This window comes from Capnocytophaga sp. FDAARGOS_737, from assembly GCF_009730375.1.
GTDB classification, from domain to species: Bacteria; Bacteroidota; Bacteroidia; order Flavobacteriales; family Flavobacteriaceae; genus Capnocytophaga; species Capnocytophaga leadbetteri.
Genome location: NZ_CP046316.1, coordinates 2,217,209 through 2,233,768 on the forward strand (window position 1 = coordinate 2,217,209; position 16,560 = coordinate 2,233,768).

Below are 16,560 nucleotides of genomic sequence, written 5' to 3' on the forward strand. Positions count from 1 at the left end.
ATTATAGCAATTTCTGGCAAAGTTCTTTTTTATGCATACCTTAGTATATTTTTCTAGTTTTTACTCATTTATTAAACGGGTACACTTCGTTTATCTTTCGCTGATCCTTCGCTGATCCTTCGCTCATCGTATAGTGTAGGTATAGCCAAGATAAAGGGAAGGCGTAAGAGAAAAATTTGCTACTCCCTCTAATTTGCTAATTTGCTAATTCTTCACTACCTTTGCCCTCAAAAACGAATTCAATATAAAGAACAATGAAGAAAAGTATCCTCGCTATTTGCGGCTTAGCGCTCGCTCTTTCAGCTCAAGCGCAAGATAATCATTGGCAGCAACAAGCTGACTACCAGATGAACGTAACGATGAACGTCAAAAACTTTCAGTACAAAGGCGTACAGAAAGTTACCTATATCAACAACTCACCCGACACCCTTACTACGGTGTTTTTTCACCTTTACTTCAACGCTTTCCAACCCAACAGCGAAATGGACGCTAACCTGCAAACCCTACCCGACCCCGACGGACGTATGGCTACTAATATAGGTACGCCCCAACGCCCTATATACGAAAGCAGAATAGCTAAACTCACCCCAGATGAGATTGGCTACCTACGCGTGAAAAAACTCACCCAAGACGGCGTACCTGCTACTATCTCGCACGAAAGTACTATCCTAAAAGTTACGCTACCTACCCCGATACTACCGCATAGCCGTACGGTATTAGGATTAGATTTTGAAGGACAAGTGCCGGTAATGATTCGCCGTGCAGGGCGCAACAGTCCTGATGGAGTAGCCCTCTCTATGGCACAATGGTACCCTAAAATGGTAGCTTACGACCACAAAGGTTGGCATACTACCGAGTACTTAGGTCGTGAGTTTTACGGCGTATGGGGTAACTTCGACGTGAAAATCACCCTCGACAAGACTTACCTTGTAGGCGCTTCAGGGGTACTGCAAAACCCTAACGAAATAGGTTTTGGCTATGAAGATAAGGGCGTGAAAGTACCTACCAGCAAGTCGTCTACTAAAACGTGGCACTTCATCGCAGAGCGCGTACACGATTTCACTTGGGCTGCCGACCCTCAGTACGTGCACGACAAGCACCAATTGGCTGACGGCAAGACCATTCACTTTATCTACAAAAAGTATAAAGACACTTGGAAACAGATACAAGAGCCAATGCTTAAGGTTTTCGACTATTACAACCAACTCATAGGCAAATACCCTTGGCCTCAGTATTCATTTATTCAAGGGGGTGATGGCGGTATGGAATACGCTATGTGTACCCTTATGGTGGGCAACGAAAAGTACGAACGCTTAGTAGGCACCGCAGCGCACGAACTCGCACACGCATGGTTTCAGCACCTACTCGCCACCGATGAGGCTGCCTACCCTTGGATGGACGAAGGTTTTACCTCGTACATAGAATACCTTGCCGAGCATCAAATATTAAAGACCAAAAAGACAGCTAACCCTTTCGACAGTGCTTATAAGGGATATTTTGGCTTGGTAAAATCAGGCTTCCAAGAGCCTACTATCACTCACTCTGACCGTTTTGCAACTAACTACGCTTACTCAGTAACGGCTTACTACAAAGGGCTGCTATTCCTTACTCAGTTAGATTACCTAATGGGCAATGAGGCGCTACAGAAAACACTCAAACGCTATTACAACGAGTACGCTTTTAAAAACCCAACGCCTAATGATTTTATACGTATAGCCGAAAAAGTATCGGGTATGCAGCTACAGTGGTTCCTCAACGAATTTATGGAGACCGACCATACTGCCGACTATGCTATCAGCAAGGTAGAGGGCAAAGGCAATAAAACAGAGGTAACCCTTAAACGCGTGGGCAGGCTGCCGCTTTCTATCGACCTTTGGGTAACCGACAAGGCAGACAACATACGCTATGTATACGTACCTTTGCGAATGACTTATGCCGAGAAGCCTAACACCTATCCAGCGTATCCGCGTACTGTATTGCCTGCTTGGGGCTGGGGCAATCCTACCTATACCTTTACACTTGATATGCCTTTAGAAGACATAAAGAGCATCACCCTCGACCCCGAAAACAAAAGCGTAGATACAGACAAAGAAAACAATAGTTTTAGTAAGTAATTAATTATTAGTAGTTAGTTAGTACCCCTTCTAACGACTAAAGACTAACGACTAATACCTAAATTTGTATAATTCAAAATAATATCCGACCTTTGCACCCTAAAATGCTAATAAGAGGTTATAGATAGTGTTATGCTAAATACAAATCAATACTTTACATTACAACAAGCCTCATTGTGGGCAACGGAATATATAGGGAAGAATGTTACTTCCTCAAATATTTCGTATTTAGTACAGTACGGTAAAGTAAAGAAATTTGAAAACGATGGCATCACTCAAATAGATAAAGAAGAACTTAAAGCCTATTATGATACATTGAGTGGAAATCGCGCCTCAGAGTGGAAAGAAAAATTAGGCGATGACCTCAACTGGAGTCTGTCGTTTGAGCAATATAAAGAAGCAGAAACTACTAAACACGTACACCGCTTGCACCCTTACAAAGGAAAATTTATTCCGCAGTTAGTAGAATACTTTTTGGATTCCCATACCGATGCTTTCAAAAAAGAAGTCTTTTTTAAAGCAGGAGATATAATTCTCGACCCTTTTTCAGGGAGTGGTACTACTATGGTACAAGCTTCAGAGCTGGGTATGCACGCTATAGGAGTAGATGTGTCGGCTTTCAATGCGCTGATAGGCAATGCTAAGGTAGGGCATTACGACTTGGTAGATGTGTATAATGAAACGCACCGCATTACCCAAGCCTTAAAGAAGTTTTTAGCAGAAAAACACATACTTGCTTTTGACGCTGAACTCACTGAAGCACTCAATAATTTCAATAAAGAGTACTTCCCCGTGCCCGACTATAAATACCGCTTACAGCGCAAAGAGATAGATGGCAAAGTATACGGGGCTGAGAAAGAGCAACAGTTCTTACCTATTTATCAGGGTCTCATAGAAAAGTATCACATTCAGCTAAAACAAGCTAAAGCCGATACATTCTTAGACAAGTGGTATATACAGCACGTGCGCGAGGAGATAGATTTTGTGTTTAACCTTATTAAACAGATAGCTAATCCCGCTACCAAGCGTATTATTACTCTTATATTGAGCCGTACCATTCGCAGTTGTCGTGCTACCTCTCACGCCGATTTAGCCACGCTGATAGAACCAGTAACTACCACTTACTATTGTGCCAAACATGGTAAAATGTGCAAACCTTTATTTTTTATATTGAAATGGTGGGAGACCTACACCAAAGATACTATCAAGCGTTTGCAACAATTTAAAGAATTGCGTACTAATACCTACCAAAAGTGTTTACAAGGCGATAGTCGTACTATTGACATCTTTGAGGCATTAGAGCATAAGAACCCTGAGTTTGCTGCTTTGGCAAGAAAGCAGAAGGTAAAAGGTATTTTCTCATCGCCCCCTTATGTAGGGCTGATTGATTATCACGAGCAACACGCCTATGCTTACGACCTTTTTGGTTTTGAGCGCAATGACGATAAAGAGATAGGCCCCCTTTACAAAGGACAAGGGCAGGAAGCCAAACTTATGTATGTAGCCGGTATTGCTGAGGTGCTTACCAATAGCAAACGTTTTTTAGCCGATGATTACGATGTATTTTTGGTAGCCAATGATAAGTACGGCTTATACCCTGAAATAGCCGAGCGAGCAGGAATGTGCATTGTAAATCAATACAAACGCCCTGTACTCAATCGTACCGAAAAAGACAAAAACGCATATGCTGAGATTATATTTCATTTGAAAGAAAAAGATAAAAACATAGAGATATGACTGAAGAATATAAAGAACCTATTTTTGATGGAGATTATGATCAGGATGATTTAGAAGATAACTCTTCTTCAATAGAATATGACATATTTGTTTCTCCAAACGATTTTAATGTAAAAACACTCTTTGACTTTATAGAATCTAGAGTCTTTAAGATACCTAATTTTCAAAGAAATTACGTTTGGGATATTAAAAGAGCTTCTAAGTTGATAGAGTCTCTTTTGATAGGAATTCCTATTCCTCAAATATTTCTTTTTGAGGAAAAGAAAAATAATTTCTTAGTTATTGATGGTCAACAAAGATTAATGACTATTTACTATTTCATTAAAAAAAGATTTCCTAAAAAAGAAAAACGCATCAAGTTGAGAAAAATATTTGATGAGAAAGGAAGTATTCCTGACAATATACTATCGGACAATGACTATTTTACAGATTTTACACTAAATTTACCCGAACAGATTCCTAACAAACCTAATAAATTTAATAAGAAAAATTATTCAACATTAGAAGAATCAGATAAAACCTCTTTTAATCTAAAAACAATTCGACACACAGTGATTAAATCATCAGCTTCTGGCGAAGAGGGTAATAATGTAGTTTTTGAAATTTTCAATAGACTTAATACAGGAGGCGTTAATTTAAAGCCTCAAGAAATAAGAACAAGCCTGTATCATTCTAACTTCTATGAATTATTGTATAAGTTGAATCTGAAAGATGAGTGGAGGAAATTATTATCAACAGAAACTCCAGACATTAATATGAAGGAGGTTGAAATACTTTTACGTGGTTTTGCAATGCTTATAGATAGAGAAAACTATAAACCAAGTATGACAAAATTCTTAAATGGTTTTTCTTTTAAAGCGAAAAAAAATAGTGACGAAGAAAATAAATTGTTAGAAAATATATTTAACTATTTTATTTTACATATAAATTCTTTGGGAGATAGTAAAATCTTTTGGACAAGTAACAACAGATTTAATATTTCTGTCTATGAAGCTGTTTTTACTACTTTATGTGAAAACGCCTATAAAGAAAAGGATGCTTCTAAAATTTCACATACAGAGAAAGAAAAAATAGAGTCTTTAAAAAAAGATGAAGAGTTTATAAAAGCATATTCTCAAAGAACTACAAGTGTAGATAACACACAAAAAAGAAGTGAAATTGCTAAAAGAATATTATTAGGTAATGGATGAGAACAAGACCTCAGTTGATATATTATGGGAAGAAATCACTTCTATTCAAAAAATATTGGAGGAAGCAAAAGAAGGTTCTTCTTTGAATGATTATAATAAAACAATAAGAAAGGTTTTGTTATTATCTTGTGCTAGTTTTTTTGAAGTAGAAATGACCAAAATGCTTAAAAGATATGTAAGAAAAGTTTCTAATAATGATGAAAAACTAGTTAATTTTCTAGAAAAACAAGCTATTAATCAAAAATATCACACACTTTTTAGGTGGGGAGAACCAAATAATCCTGATGGACACTATGGTGAAAAAAAGGAAGGTATAAACCAGTTCACAGGTCTTTTTGGTAAAAAATTTAAAGATTTAGTTGAAAATGAAATTGAGAACAATGAGGAATTTAAAAATGGTAAAGCTTGTTTTATAGAGATAGGACATATTAGAAATATATTAGCTCATAATGATTTTGCTTCATATCTTTTTTATGAAAATAAAACACCAGAAGATATATTTAATTTGTATACAAAAGCAAAATGCTTTATACCAAAAATTGAAGAATTACTAAATATGAAAGAAGATGCTGACCCCACAACAAATAGCTAATGTAGAAAACACACTTAGGCATAGTCTTAGGACAAAGTTTCAGCACTATAACCCTGAGCCTGCGGTAATGCCTTTCCATACACGCTTATTGGGTAAAGACCGTATGGCATTGTTTTCGTTTATTCATTCTTTGAATACTAATTTTGGCACGAGCATTTTTGAGCCTGTGGCTAAATCATTAGCTGAATCTCGGTTTAAGGTTGCTAAACTACAAGCGGTAGCAGGTGATAAGATAAGTGAAAAAGCACAACGGGTTATTCAAGATATTATGGATAATCTTACTGTAAATGGTAAACCTAATAAGATAAATGAAATAGAAGCTATTAGGGCAGTTTGTCAGGAAGGAAAGATGAACACGGTAAAACCTACCAAAGTAGATGTGTGGTTAGAAAGTCATTCAGATGAACTTTTCTTATTTGATATTAAAACAGCTAAACCTAACAAAGGAGGCTTTAAGGAGTTTAAACGCACTTTATTAGAATGGATAGGCTGTGTGTTAGCTGAAAACCCTAACAGAAAAATACATACCCTTATTGCTATACCTTACAATCCGTATGAGCCTAAGCCCTATTCACGTTGGACGATGGCGGGAATGTTAGATTTAGATAACGAGCTAAAAGTAGCCCAAGAGTTTTGGAATTTTCTCGCAGGAGAGAATGCCTATCAGGGTTTATTAGATTGCTTTGAACGTGTAGGTATAGAGCTACACGATGAAATAGATGAATACTTTAAAAAATTCAATAAATTATAAACTCAATTAAAATGCTAATAATAAAAAATCTCCACGCTGGTGTGGATGGCAAAGAAATCCTTAAGGGGATTGACTTAGAAATAAAAGCAGGTGAAGTGCACGCCATTATGGGACCGAATGGAGCGGGCAAATCAACGCTCTCTTCGGTAATTTCAGGTAATGAAAACTTCGAGGTAACAGAGGGCGATATACTGCTAAACGGCGAGAGTCTGTTAGAAGATGCCCCTGAAGAGCGCGCTCATAAAGGTATCTTTATGTCTTTTCAATATCCTGTAGAAATCCCTGGTATATCGGTAACTAACTTTATCAAAACAGCTATCAATGAGAGTCGAAAAGCACAAGGGCTACCCGATATGCCTGCTGCTGAGCTTCTCAAAAAAATACGCGAGAAAGCAGCCCTTCTAGAAATCAATCCTGATTTCCTTTCACGCTCTCTCAATCAAGGGTTTTCAGGCGGTGAGAAGAAACGCAACGAAATCTTCCAAATGGCAATGCTCGAGCCTAAAGTAGCTATTCTTGACGAAACCGACTCTGGACTCGACATCGATGCCCTCCGCATTGTTGCCAATGGGGTAAACAAACTCAAAAATGAAAATAACGCTGTACTTGTGATTACCCACTACCAGCGCCTTTTAGACTATATCGTCCCTGATTATGTACACGTGCTTTCTGATGGTAAAATCGTAAAAACAGGCGACAAAAACCTCGCCTTAGAATTGGAAGCAAAAGGCTATGATTGGCTGAAATAATTAGCAAATTAGTATGGTAATTACTGATTACATAAAAAGCTCAACAAACCCTTTGTTGCCTGAGGCGTTTCAGTTCTTAAAAAGAAAAGACATCTTTGCTATCAACTATAAACATAAGCAAATAGGCATATGCAATAAGTCAGAAGGATTTTCTCTCTACACTTTTGAAAAAGAACTGCTTTGGGAAATCAATAAACCTATTGTGGGAGCTTTATTAGCGATAGAACGCCAGCAAATTTGGCTTGCCCAGCGCCACGATGCTGAACACATCACCATATGGGTGTATGACCTACAAGGGAAGGCTTTGGCGTCTATGCCTATGGACGACGAAATCTACGATGCTAATATAGAGCTGAAAGCATTGCCTAATAATAAGGTGGTTATCACTTTCTATGGCGGACAAGATGGTTGTATGAGCTATCTGCTATCTTTTGAAAACGAAAAACTAAAAGTAGCCAAACAATTGCCTAATGATGTAGATTTCTGCTGTATGCTCAATGAAAAAGAAGCTGTATTCACCAATTTCTACGAGGCAGAGCTTTATGTAATGAGTTATCCATCGCTAAAAACGCTCAAAAAGCACCATTTCTCCGAGGATTGGGGAGCCGTAGCACAACCTTTCAAAGGTGACAAAATACTAATTACTGATATGTATTGCAATCGGCATTACATTTTTGATGTCAGTACCCTCACAGTGGAAGACGAAATCATTTTCAAAGGTTTTGAACCTTATAAAGATGAGGTAGAAGAGTTTTTAGTAAGTGATATCGACGAACTCCACTACCACAACGGTCAGCTGATAGCCTCCTATATGGAAGTAGATAGTGAACGCAATGCCATATACCATTGGCTCATTAGTAAATTAGAATATTAGCCAATGGCTCATTAGCAAATTGACAGCCTGTGTGGCTCGCACTAAAAGATTAAGAAGATGAATTTAAAAGAAAAATGGGTTACTGCCTTCGAAGCATTCCCACATAAAGACGATATACTAAAAGACATTCGCAAGGAAGCCCTTAGTTTCTTTGCCGAAAAAGGCTTCCCTCATAAGAAGATAGAAGCGTGGAAATACACCTCGCTGAGCAAATTGCAAGCTACAGACTACAGCTTGTGGCAGCCCGTAAATGAAAAAGCAACCCTTTCAGCAGAAGTGCTACACGAATACAGTATCAAAGATTGTTACTCTCTGGTATTTGTAAATGGCTTTTATTGTGCTGAAATGTCGAGCAAAGAGATAGCAGGCGTTACCATTACCCCTCTGTTAGAGGCTTTGCACAAAGGTGGGGAGGCGTTTATCAGCAAATATTTTAATACAACTACCGAGAAAGGCGATGTATTTACAGCCCTTAACACCGCTTTTGCCTCTGAGGGGATATATATAGAAGTCCCTAAGGGGAAAGTAGTAGATAAGCCTATACAATTGCTGTATTTCAACGACAGGGGAGAAACCACTTGCTATCAGCCACGCAATATTATTGCCGTAGGCGAAAATGCACAGCTAAAAGTAATTGAGGTACATCAAAACGTATCAAATACCGCTACGGCTATTCTTACCAATGCTGTTACTGAAATATTTGTAGCCAAAGAGGCTTTCCTCGACTATTACAAATTGCAAAACGACCGCTTAACAGCTTCTCTGATTGATAATACCTATATTTCGCAAGAGGCAAACAGTCACGCTAGTGTGCATACTTTCTCGTTTGGCGGAGAACTTACCCGCAATAACTTGAACTTCTATCACCAAGGGGAACATTTAGAATCTACCCTTAAAGGGTTAAGCATTTTGCAAGGAAGTCAGCACACTGACCACTATACATTGGTAAACCACGCTTATCCTAATTGTGAAAGTCATCAGGATTACAAAAGTATTGTAAGTGATGAGGCTACCAATGTGTTCAACGGCAAGATAATGGTAGAGCAAATTGCACAGAAAACGAATGCTTATCAGCAAAACGACAATATTCTCCTTTCTGACAAGGCAACCGTATACACCAAGCCTCAGTTAGAAATCTTTGCTGATGATGTGAAGTGTTCGCACGGGTGTACGGTAGGTTCGCTTAGTGCAGATTCTTTATTCTATCTGCAAACACGCGGAATAGGCAAAAAAGAAGCCTCTGCCCTACTCACCTATGCTTTTGCTAACACGGTATTAGAAAGTGTAAAAATACCAGTTCTTTCAGCCTATATCAATCGTATTATTGCTGAAAAATTAGGCGTAACAGTTGATTTTTAAAGAAGATAGTATTTATAAAAACAAGAAAGGCTGCCCAAAATAGGACAGCCTTTTTTATTTAGTTCTTATTATTCCTTATAAACGTGTATGGCATCTGCTTGATGCATCGGAGTAACAGTAATATCCGTAATTTGAATTTTGTCGGGCAGATTGACGATATAGGCGATAGTGTCGGCGATATCTTCGGCATATAGGGGCGTAATGCCTTTGTATACATTATCCGCTTTCTGCTGGTCGCCTTTGAAACGCACCTTGCTGAAATTGGTCTCTACCAACCCTGGTTTTACGTTGGTTACCTTTATATTTTTGTCCATTAGCTCTATGCGCATCGCATCGCTGAGGGCTCTTACGGCAAACTTGGTCGCGCAATAAATACTGCCATTAGGGTAAGCAATCTCACCCGCTACTGAACCAACATTCACTATTGTGCCTACCTTATCAGTGGCAAGCATCAGCGGAATTACACTATTAGCAATATAAGTAAACCCTTTGATATTGGTATCAACCATCTGGTCTATATCTTCTATGGCGTAGGTATGGAGGTGTTGTAAGCCTATTGCTAAACCTGCATTATTGATAAGCATATTTATTTGTCGCCATTTTTCGGGTAAAGACTGAATATTTTTCGCCACCTCTTGGTAGTTTCTCACATCGAAAGCTAAGGTAATGACCTCTATCGCGTGTTCTTTTTCGAGTTGGGTTTTCAGTTCTGTCAATACCTTAGCCCTACGAGCGCAGAGAATAAGGTTTACGCCCATTTGTGCCAATTTTTCGGCTACAGCTTTACCTATCCCACTGCTGGCGCCCGAGATAAAAGCGATTTTTCCTTTGATACGATTTGTTTCCATTGTTTAAAAATAAATAATTATGCTACAAAGATAATATTTTTTTGTGATTTAGCAAATTACTATTATTTTTGCAGAAAAACTAAATTAGGTAATTTGAAAAATGAAGAGTTTAGAAAATAAAATTCCACCCGCCGTAGTATGGCTTGTTTGTGCACTGATAATGAAGAGTATTGCTTATGTATTACCATTTGTAGCATTACCTCACCTACCTATAGTAGCCGTAGTAATAGCTTTGATAGGCATAGGGGCTGGGATTGCAGGCGTTTGGAGTTTCTATAAAGCAAGGACTACTATCAATCCTCTTGAGCCATCGCAAGCCACTCATTTTGTTTCAGAAGGAATATACAAACTAAGCCGTAATCCTATGTATGTAGGATTGGCCTGCTGTCTTATATCTTGGGCTATATGGTTATCTTATCTTGTACCTTGGTTAGGAGTTGTATTATTTATAGCTTATATGACTCGTTTTCAAATTATTCCAGAAGAACGTGTGCTAAGGCAGAAATTTGGTGATGAATACCAAAACTATTGCCTAAAAGTACGGAGATGGTTGTGATGTTATATAAAAATAAGGCCTTATTTTTTAGCAGTTAGCCTCATTTTCTTTGCCTCGAAGATAAGTACTGCAGCTGCTACCGATACATTCATAGAGTCTATTACGCCTTCCATCGGGATAATGATATTCTGAGTGCTATTTTTAAGCCATTCTTGGGTAAGTCCCTCATCTTCGGTACCTACCACTATAGCAGTGTTCTTTTCGGCAAAAGGCACTTCATAGTAGGGTTTAGAAGCAGAAAGTGCCGCACAATAGATATTAAAATCTTTCTTTTTTAGATAGTCTATTACCTCAGTAGTACTGCCCACAGCTATCGGTACCGTAAATACACACCCCACACTGGCGCGTATGATATTAGGATTGTATAAATCAGTTTTTGGATTAGCTATAATAACCCCTTCTATATTAGCTGCATCAGCAGTGCGCAGCATAGCCCCTATATTGCCAGGCTTCTCAGGAGCTTCGGCTACTAATAATATAGAACGTTCTCTAAGAGCTAGGGCTTCTAAAGTATGAGGGGGCGTCTTAGCTACTGCAATAAGCCCTTCTGTAGAACTGCGGTAACTAAGTCTTTCATATACCTCTTTGCTCAGACGTATTACCTCTATAGGTTTTCGATAGAGCGCTAATAACTGTTGCAAGGCTTCTTCTTTAAAAATTTCAGGCTGAAATAGCAATGTTTCTATATCATAACCACCTTGTATAGCTAATCGTACCTCTCGTGCGCCCTCTATTACACATAAGCCTTCTTTCTTACGCATACGTGCTTTTTCGCTTAAAGCAAATATTTTCTTTATAAGAGGGTTTTGGGTGCTACTGATTTCTTTCATTATTACTATTGTTTTGAAAATAAAAAATGAGGCTATCTATTAGTGGACAGCCTCAGTTTGTATCATTTATCCATAAGCACTCGGCTCTTTAGTAGCTCTGGCTTATTTTTAGTGTAGGCTTCAAGCCAAACTTTCAACTCCTCTACTTCATATGGGAGCAATCTGTCAATTCCTTTTTGTAGCTCTTTGTAAAATAGGTTAGGGTCAAAGCTCACTTTTGATAAAATCATCTTCGTATACTCAAACATTGCGCGTTTCATAACTTTATCTTTTTAGAATTTCACTGTACAAATGTAGTCATTCTAAATATATTATGCAAGTATTACACTGTTAATCTTCTGTTAAAAGTCGTAACTATTTCACAATCAAATCATACTCTAAGCGCGCTTGTATACCTCGTTGATTACTAATGTGTTTTATTTGTTGATACACTTGATAAGCCTCTCTACCCAACTCTTGTTGTAGGCTTTCATTCTTCAGTCTTAATCCGTAGCGGAGTAGTAATTTTTTCATATCCATTTTGTAATGTGGATATGACACAACGCGGTAATTCTCCAACCCGTTCTCTTTAGCAGCATAAGCTATAGCATCATTTAGCGACCCGAGTTCATCTACTAAGCCTTTGGCAAGAGCTTCTTTACCACTCCATACCCTTCCTTGGGCTATAGAGTCTATTTCGGCTACTGTCTTTCCGCGCCCCTCAGCTACTCTGCTTAAGAATACTTTGTATATCTGCTCTACCGATTCAGTCATCTCTTTCACAAAATGTTCTGAAGGCTTCTGGAAATAACTATACTGCAATGCGTTAGGGTGAGTACTAACTGTTTCTGCATTCACTCCCCAGTTTTTCGCTAATACACTAGCATTAGGAAGAGCACCAAACACCCCTATAGAGCCTGTAATACTTCCTGCTTCTGCAAAAATACGCTCCGCATTGCAGGCTATATAATAGCCACCTGAGGCTGCATAGTTGCCCATTGATACATATACTTTCTTTTGTTTTCTGGCAAGGGCTATCTCGCGGTGCATTAACTCTGAAGCCAAAGCATCACCCCCAGGTGAGTTGATGCGCAATACGATAGCTTTTATCTCTTTATCCTTTACAGCCTTACGAAGCGCAGCTATAATAGTTTCGTGTCCTACAATACCTTGGTTGCCTTCTCCCTGCATTATCTCACCATTAGCATAAATCACAGCTATCTTATCTTTCTCTTTGCTCACCTTACCTTTTAGCACGCTTTCGGCATAGTCTTCTATACCAATAAAGTTCACATCATCTATCTCTTTCTTCCCTACCTTTTCGCAAAGTATTTTCTCAAACTCATCTCTGAAAAGCACCCCATCTATCAATCCGTTTTGTTGAGCAAGCTCAGCCGTACGCCCATCTACATTCGTAGCTATTTCATTAAGCTTCTCCACTGATAAATTTCTGCTCTTAGCAATATCAGTTACCAACACATTCCACATAGCATTGAGTAACTCTGTAGTTTGTAGTCGGTTGTTATCACTCATTTTGTTTTCTAGGAAAGGTTCAACAGCACTCTTGTACTTGCCATGTCGTATCACCTCCATCCGAAGTCCCGTTTTTTCTTGTAAATCTTTGTAGAAAAAGATTTCAGAAGAGAGCCCTCGCAAGTTTACATTCCCTAACTGACTGATATATACTTTGTCTGCTACACTTTGTAAATAGTAGTCTAATTGTGATATTTCATCATTATACGCCAAAACAAACTTACCTGAAGCCTTAAAATCCTCTAAAGCACGGCGTAACTCTTGGGCAAATGCTATCCCACTAAGGTTGCCTGCACTCTTTAGGCTAATCCCTTTAATATGAGGGTCTGTTTTAGCTATTTCTATAGCTTGTAGAACAGAATTAAGCCCGTTAAACGATTCTGAGGTATAGTTAAAATCCTCAAAATACACCTGCTCCGAAAAGTCTGTTAGTGGCTCCTGAAAGTCTAATTCTAACACTGTATTATCTTCTACAGTTATTTCCTCTCCTTTTGAAGCTCCTACTGAACTCATCATCACTGAAATAGCGATGAGGAATAAGATAAAGAATACTCCTAAAGAGATAAAGAAACCTAAAATCGTAGCTAATAATATTTTAAAAAAGTTCATAAGCTAAAGTATTTTAAAATGTTGTTTTTCTGTTTCTTATGATAGCAGTTATTTGTGCTCGTGCAAACCGCATTCTTTCTTGCTGTTGCTTTCCCACCACCAGCGCCCTGCTCTGAAGTCTTCACCTTCTTTTATCGCACGAGTGCAAGGGGCGCAACCTATGCTCACAAATCCTTTGTCGTGTAGTACATTATAAGGTATATTGTGCTGCTTGATAAAGGCCTGAGTCTCTTCAAAAGTCCAATGCAACAAAGGGTTATATTTGTATAGCTGATAGGTATCATCCCACTCTAATATAGGCAAATCTTTGCGTGCATTCGATTGCTCTGCACGTAAGCCTGTTACCCATACTTTCTTGCCCGCAAGAGCCCTACTAAGAGGTTCTACTTTGCGTATGTGGCAACACTCTTTGCGCAAGTCTACCGATTTGTAAAAAGATAGGGGACCATTGTCATTTACATACTTTTCAATAGCTTGTGTATTAGGATAGTACGGAGTGATATGTGTATTATAACGTTCATCAGTACTTTCCCATACCGAATAGGTCTCATTGAAAAGTCGCCCTGTATCAAGGGTGAAAATGCTAATCGGAATGTGGTTATCAAGAATTAAATGGGTAATAACTTGGTCTTCCAGTCCAAAACTGGTAGAGAATACTATCTCACCAGCAAAGCGTTCAGCCAAGAAAGCCAACCCCTCTACCTCATTTTTCTCTAATAAACTGTTGTATAGTGATGTTAATTCGTCTTTTAAGTTCATCTTATTTGCTAATCTTCTTTAAATGTCAAATATGGCATAACCTCTTTCATAGGCACTTTTACCTCGAAAGCCGCATCCATATATGAAGCTATCTCAAAAGGCTCATAAAATAGTATCAAGTAATCTGCCGATATACCCATACTCTTCGGAAGATGAAAACCATTACCGTCAAAGCCAAATCCTTTGTCATCAAGAACTTCAATTACTGAGGCTTCTTGTGTTTGTTTGAAATATTTCTCAGCTATAGCAGTTACTTTAGCCTCATCAGTAAAAAGATTTTCATTGGTGATAACCTCTCCATTATCCAAAGCAAAATGAGTGAACACCTTACTTTGTACAGCATTAGCCCCTCCTGTGAAAGAATAACGATTAGACACTAAGGTTAACATTTTAGAGTTCTGCCACATAATACTATCGCTGAGGATAAGCTCATATGCCGGAATTTCAGGAAAGTGTTCGTGTATATTGTTATAGTCACTCATAAAATTCTCCAAAGCTTTTTCTATACTGATATCAACTTGTAGCGTATCGTCGTCATTGCTTAACAAAAAGTTAGCTACTTGAATTTCAATCTCTTTGTTGAAGTTTCGGGCAAACTCACTATTACCTTTGCAGTGCAGATAGTTCAAACTGACTGATAGACAGTCGTCCTCACAGTCGTCTGTACTGCGCTCAATAGTTACCTCTTCAAAACGCAGTTTGCTAAAATATCGGTACAAGAAATACCCGCTTATCAGCAAGAATAAAACAGCACATAATATACCGAGTTTTTTTACACTACTCTTTTTCATAAATCTTTTCCAATATTTATTTTATGATTTTTTTCTTTATTTCTTCCTCCTATGCCTGCTACATATATATTCCTACACACTATAGCCGAAAGGTTCACTTTCTGATCGTTTACCAGCACAGTCATCGAGTTGTCAAAAGGTTCTTTACTAATGATTTCTATTTCATTTTCTAAAGCAATACCTACCTTGTTAAGGTACACCAAAAACTCTTTTGAAGTGTTTTTAACCGCTATACATACCCCTTTATCACCATCATTTAGTTCGCTTAATAGGGTTTTAATAGTAGTACTAAAAACCCCTTGCTCATTAGGAATAGGGTCTCCGTGAGGGTCTCTTTCAGGAAAGCCGAGAAAGGCATCAAGTCGAGAGATAAGCTTGTCAGATTGTATATGTTCCAGCTCTTCTGCTATTTCGTGCACCTCATCCCAAGAGAAGTTGAGTTTTTCTACTAAGAAAACCTCCCAAAGGCGATGTTTCCTCACTATTTGTATAGCTTTTTGTGTTCCTTTTGGAGTAAGCGTTACCCCTTGGTACTTCCTATAGTTTATTAACCCTTTATCTGACAACTTTTTTAGCATATCAGTCACCGATGAAGCCTTAGTATAGAGCAAATCAGCTATAGCAGTGGTTGTAACCTCTGTTTTGCGTTCATCGTAAAGGAGAAAAATAGTTTTTAAATAATTTTCTTCAGATAAGGTCATATTTATAAGTAGGTTTTATAAGAAAAACCGCCACGAAGGCGGTTCCGCTCTATCTTGTTTTATTTTCCGTTTTCGAGCTCAGTAAAAAGAGCTTTCAGCTCAGTAGCATCATGCGGACTTAATTTCCCTGCTAATACTAAGCTCAGCTGTCGGCGCTGCAAGGCCTCTTTATAACGTTCTTTTTCTAAAGCCGTTTCAGGAACAAGCTCAGGTATCTTCACCGGTCTACCATTCTCATCTACCGCTACAAATGAGTAGATAGCTTCAGTAGCTTTAATGCGCTCACCAAACATATTCTCCATCCACACATCTATATACACCTCCATTGAGGTAGAAAAAGCGCGCGAGATGGCTGCCTCCACTGTCACTACACTTCCTACCCTAATACTGTGGGTAAAGGCTACGTGGTTTACTGATACAGTTACAGTTGCACGATTAGAGTGCCTTTGCGAGGCAATACTAGCAGCTCTGTCCATACGAGCTAATAATTCACCACCAAACATAGCTTTTAGGTGATTGGTTTCACCAGGCAGTACCAAATCTGTCATTATGGTACGTGAGTCTGAAGGGGTCTTTTTAGGCGTCATT

The 16,560-nt window shown here is 38.5% G+C and carries 17 protein-coding genes; 9 read left to right on the forward strand and 8 right to left on the reverse strand.

Annotated features, from left to right (window positions below; all coding sequences use genetic code 11):
- The first annotated feature begins 254 nt into the window (after positions 1-254).
- From FOC45_RS09715 to sufD, 8 genes are all read left to right on the forward strand, one after another.
- Positions 255-2,114, forward strand: a complete 1,860-nt coding sequence (locus FOC45_RS09715; protein WP_009389538.1) for a M1 family metallopeptidase — start codon at positions 255-257, stop codon at positions 2,112-2,114.
- A gap of 132 nt (positions 2,115-2,246) precedes the next feature.
- Positions 2,247-3,851, forward strand: a complete 1,605-nt coding sequence (locus FOC45_RS09720) for a DNA methyltransferase (protein WP_009389539.1) — start codon at positions 2,247-2,249, stop codon at positions 3,849-3,851.
- Positions 3,848-5,041 carry a DUF262 domain-containing protein gene (locus FOC45_RS09725; RefSeq protein ID WP_009389540.1) on the forward strand — a complete coding sequence of 398 codons (1,194 nt, stop codon included), beginning with the start codon at positions 3,848-3,850 and terminating at the stop codon, positions 5,039-5,041. Before FOC45_RS09720 ends, FOC45_RS09725 begins: the two co-directional genes overlap by 4 nt.
- The gene (locus tag FOC45_RS09730) at positions 5,034-5,633 is read left to right on the forward strand and encodes a HEPN domain-containing protein (RefSeq protein ID WP_009389541.1); all 600 of its coding nucleotides are present in this window, start codon (positions 5,034-5,036) and stop codon (positions 5,631-5,633) included. Before FOC45_RS09725 ends, FOC45_RS09730 begins: the two co-directional genes overlap by 8 nt.
- On the forward strand, positions 5,608-6,384 hold the full coding sequence (locus FOC45_RS09735; protein ID WP_009389542.1) for a TdeIII family type II restriction endonuclease: 777 nt from the start codon (positions 5,608-5,610) through the stop codon (positions 6,382-6,384). The genes FOC45_RS09730 and FOC45_RS09735 overlap by 26 nt, the downstream gene beginning before the upstream one ends.
- 11 nt (positions 6,385-6,395) lie before the next feature.
- Positions 6,396-7,133: a Fe-S cluster assembly ATPase SufC gene (gene sufC, locus FOC45_RS09740; RefSeq protein WP_009389543.1), complete on the forward strand. Its 738-nt coding sequence runs from the start codon at positions 6,396-6,398 to the stop codon at positions 7,131-7,133.
- A 13-nt stretch (positions 7,134-7,146) separates the two neighbouring features.
- A complete protein-coding gene (locus FOC45_RS09745; RefSeq protein WP_009389544.1) occupies positions 7,147-8,007 on the forward strand; it encodes a hypothetical protein in 861 nt (286 codons plus the stop codon).
- Between the two features lie 57 nt (positions 8,008-8,064).
- A complete protein-coding gene (sufD, locus tag FOC45_RS09750; protein ID WP_009389545.1) occupies positions 8,065-9,366 on the forward strand; it encodes a Fe-S cluster assembly protein SufD in 1,302 nt (433 codons plus the stop codon).
- Between the two features lie 68 nt (positions 9,367-9,434).
- Here sufD and FOC45_RS09755 read toward each other — a convergent pair whose 3' ends face one another.
- Positions 9,435-10,214 (reverse strand): SDR family NAD(P)-dependent oxidoreductase, encoded by a 780-nt coding sequence (locus FOC45_RS09755; protein ID WP_009389546.1) that lies wholly within the window; start codon positions 10,212-10,214, stop codon positions 9,435-9,437.
- 100 nt (positions 10,215-10,314) lie between these two features.
- On the opposite strand from FOC45_RS09755, the gene FOC45_RS09760 reads away from it, so the two are divergent.
- The gene (locus FOC45_RS09760) at positions 10,315-10,770 is read left to right on the forward strand and encodes an isoprenylcysteine carboxylmethyltransferase family protein (protein ID WP_009389547.1); all 456 of its coding nucleotides are present in this window, start codon (positions 10,315-10,317) and stop codon (positions 10,768-10,770) included.
- A 20-nt stretch (positions 10,771-10,790) separates the two neighbouring features.
- Here FOC45_RS09760 and FOC45_RS09765 read toward each other — a convergent pair whose 3' ends face one another.
- From FOC45_RS09765 to FOC45_RS09795, 7 genes are all read right to left on the reverse strand, one after another.
- The gene (locus tag FOC45_RS09765) at positions 10,791-11,600 is read right to left on the reverse strand and encodes an RNA methyltransferase (RefSeq protein WP_009389548.1); all 810 of its coding nucleotides are present in this window, start codon (positions 11,598-11,600) and stop codon (positions 10,791-10,793) included.
- Positions 11,601-11,662: 62 nt separating this feature from the next.
- Positions 11,663-11,860, reverse strand: a complete 198-nt coding sequence (locus tag FOC45_RS09770; RefSeq protein ID WP_009389549.1) for a hypothetical protein — start codon at positions 11,858-11,860, stop codon at positions 11,663-11,665.
- 94 nt (positions 11,861-11,954) lie between these two features.
- Positions 11,955-13,721, reverse strand: a complete 1,767-nt coding sequence (sppA, locus tag FOC45_RS09775; protein WP_009389550.1) for a signal peptide peptidase SppA — start codon at positions 13,719-13,721, stop codon at positions 11,955-11,957.
- A 48-nt stretch (positions 13,722-13,769) separates the two neighbouring features.
- Positions 13,770-14,480 (reverse strand): phosphoadenylyl-sulfate reductase, encoded by a 711-nt coding sequence (locus FOC45_RS09780; protein ID WP_009389551.1) that lies wholly within the window; start codon positions 14,478-14,480, stop codon positions 13,770-13,772.
- Positions 14,481-14,488: 8 nt separating this feature from the next.
- Complete coding sequence (locus tag FOC45_RS09785; protein ID WP_009389552.1) at positions 14,489-15,271, reverse strand: DUF3298 and DUF4163 domain-containing protein; 783 nt, start codon at positions 15,269-15,271, stop codon at positions 14,489-14,491.
- A complete protein-coding gene (locus FOC45_RS09790) occupies positions 15,268-15,972 on the reverse strand; it encodes a metal-dependent transcriptional regulator (protein ID WP_009389553.1) in 705 nt (234 codons plus the stop codon). Before FOC45_RS09790 ends, FOC45_RS09785 begins: the two co-directional genes overlap by 4 nt.
- A gap of 59 nt (positions 15,973-16,031) precedes the next feature.
- Positions 16,032-16,559 (reverse strand): acyl-CoA thioesterase, encoded by a 528-nt coding sequence (locus FOC45_RS09795; protein ID WP_034539338.1) that lies wholly within the window; start codon positions 16,557-16,559, stop codon positions 16,032-16,034.
- Position 16,560 lies beyond the last annotated feature (1 nt).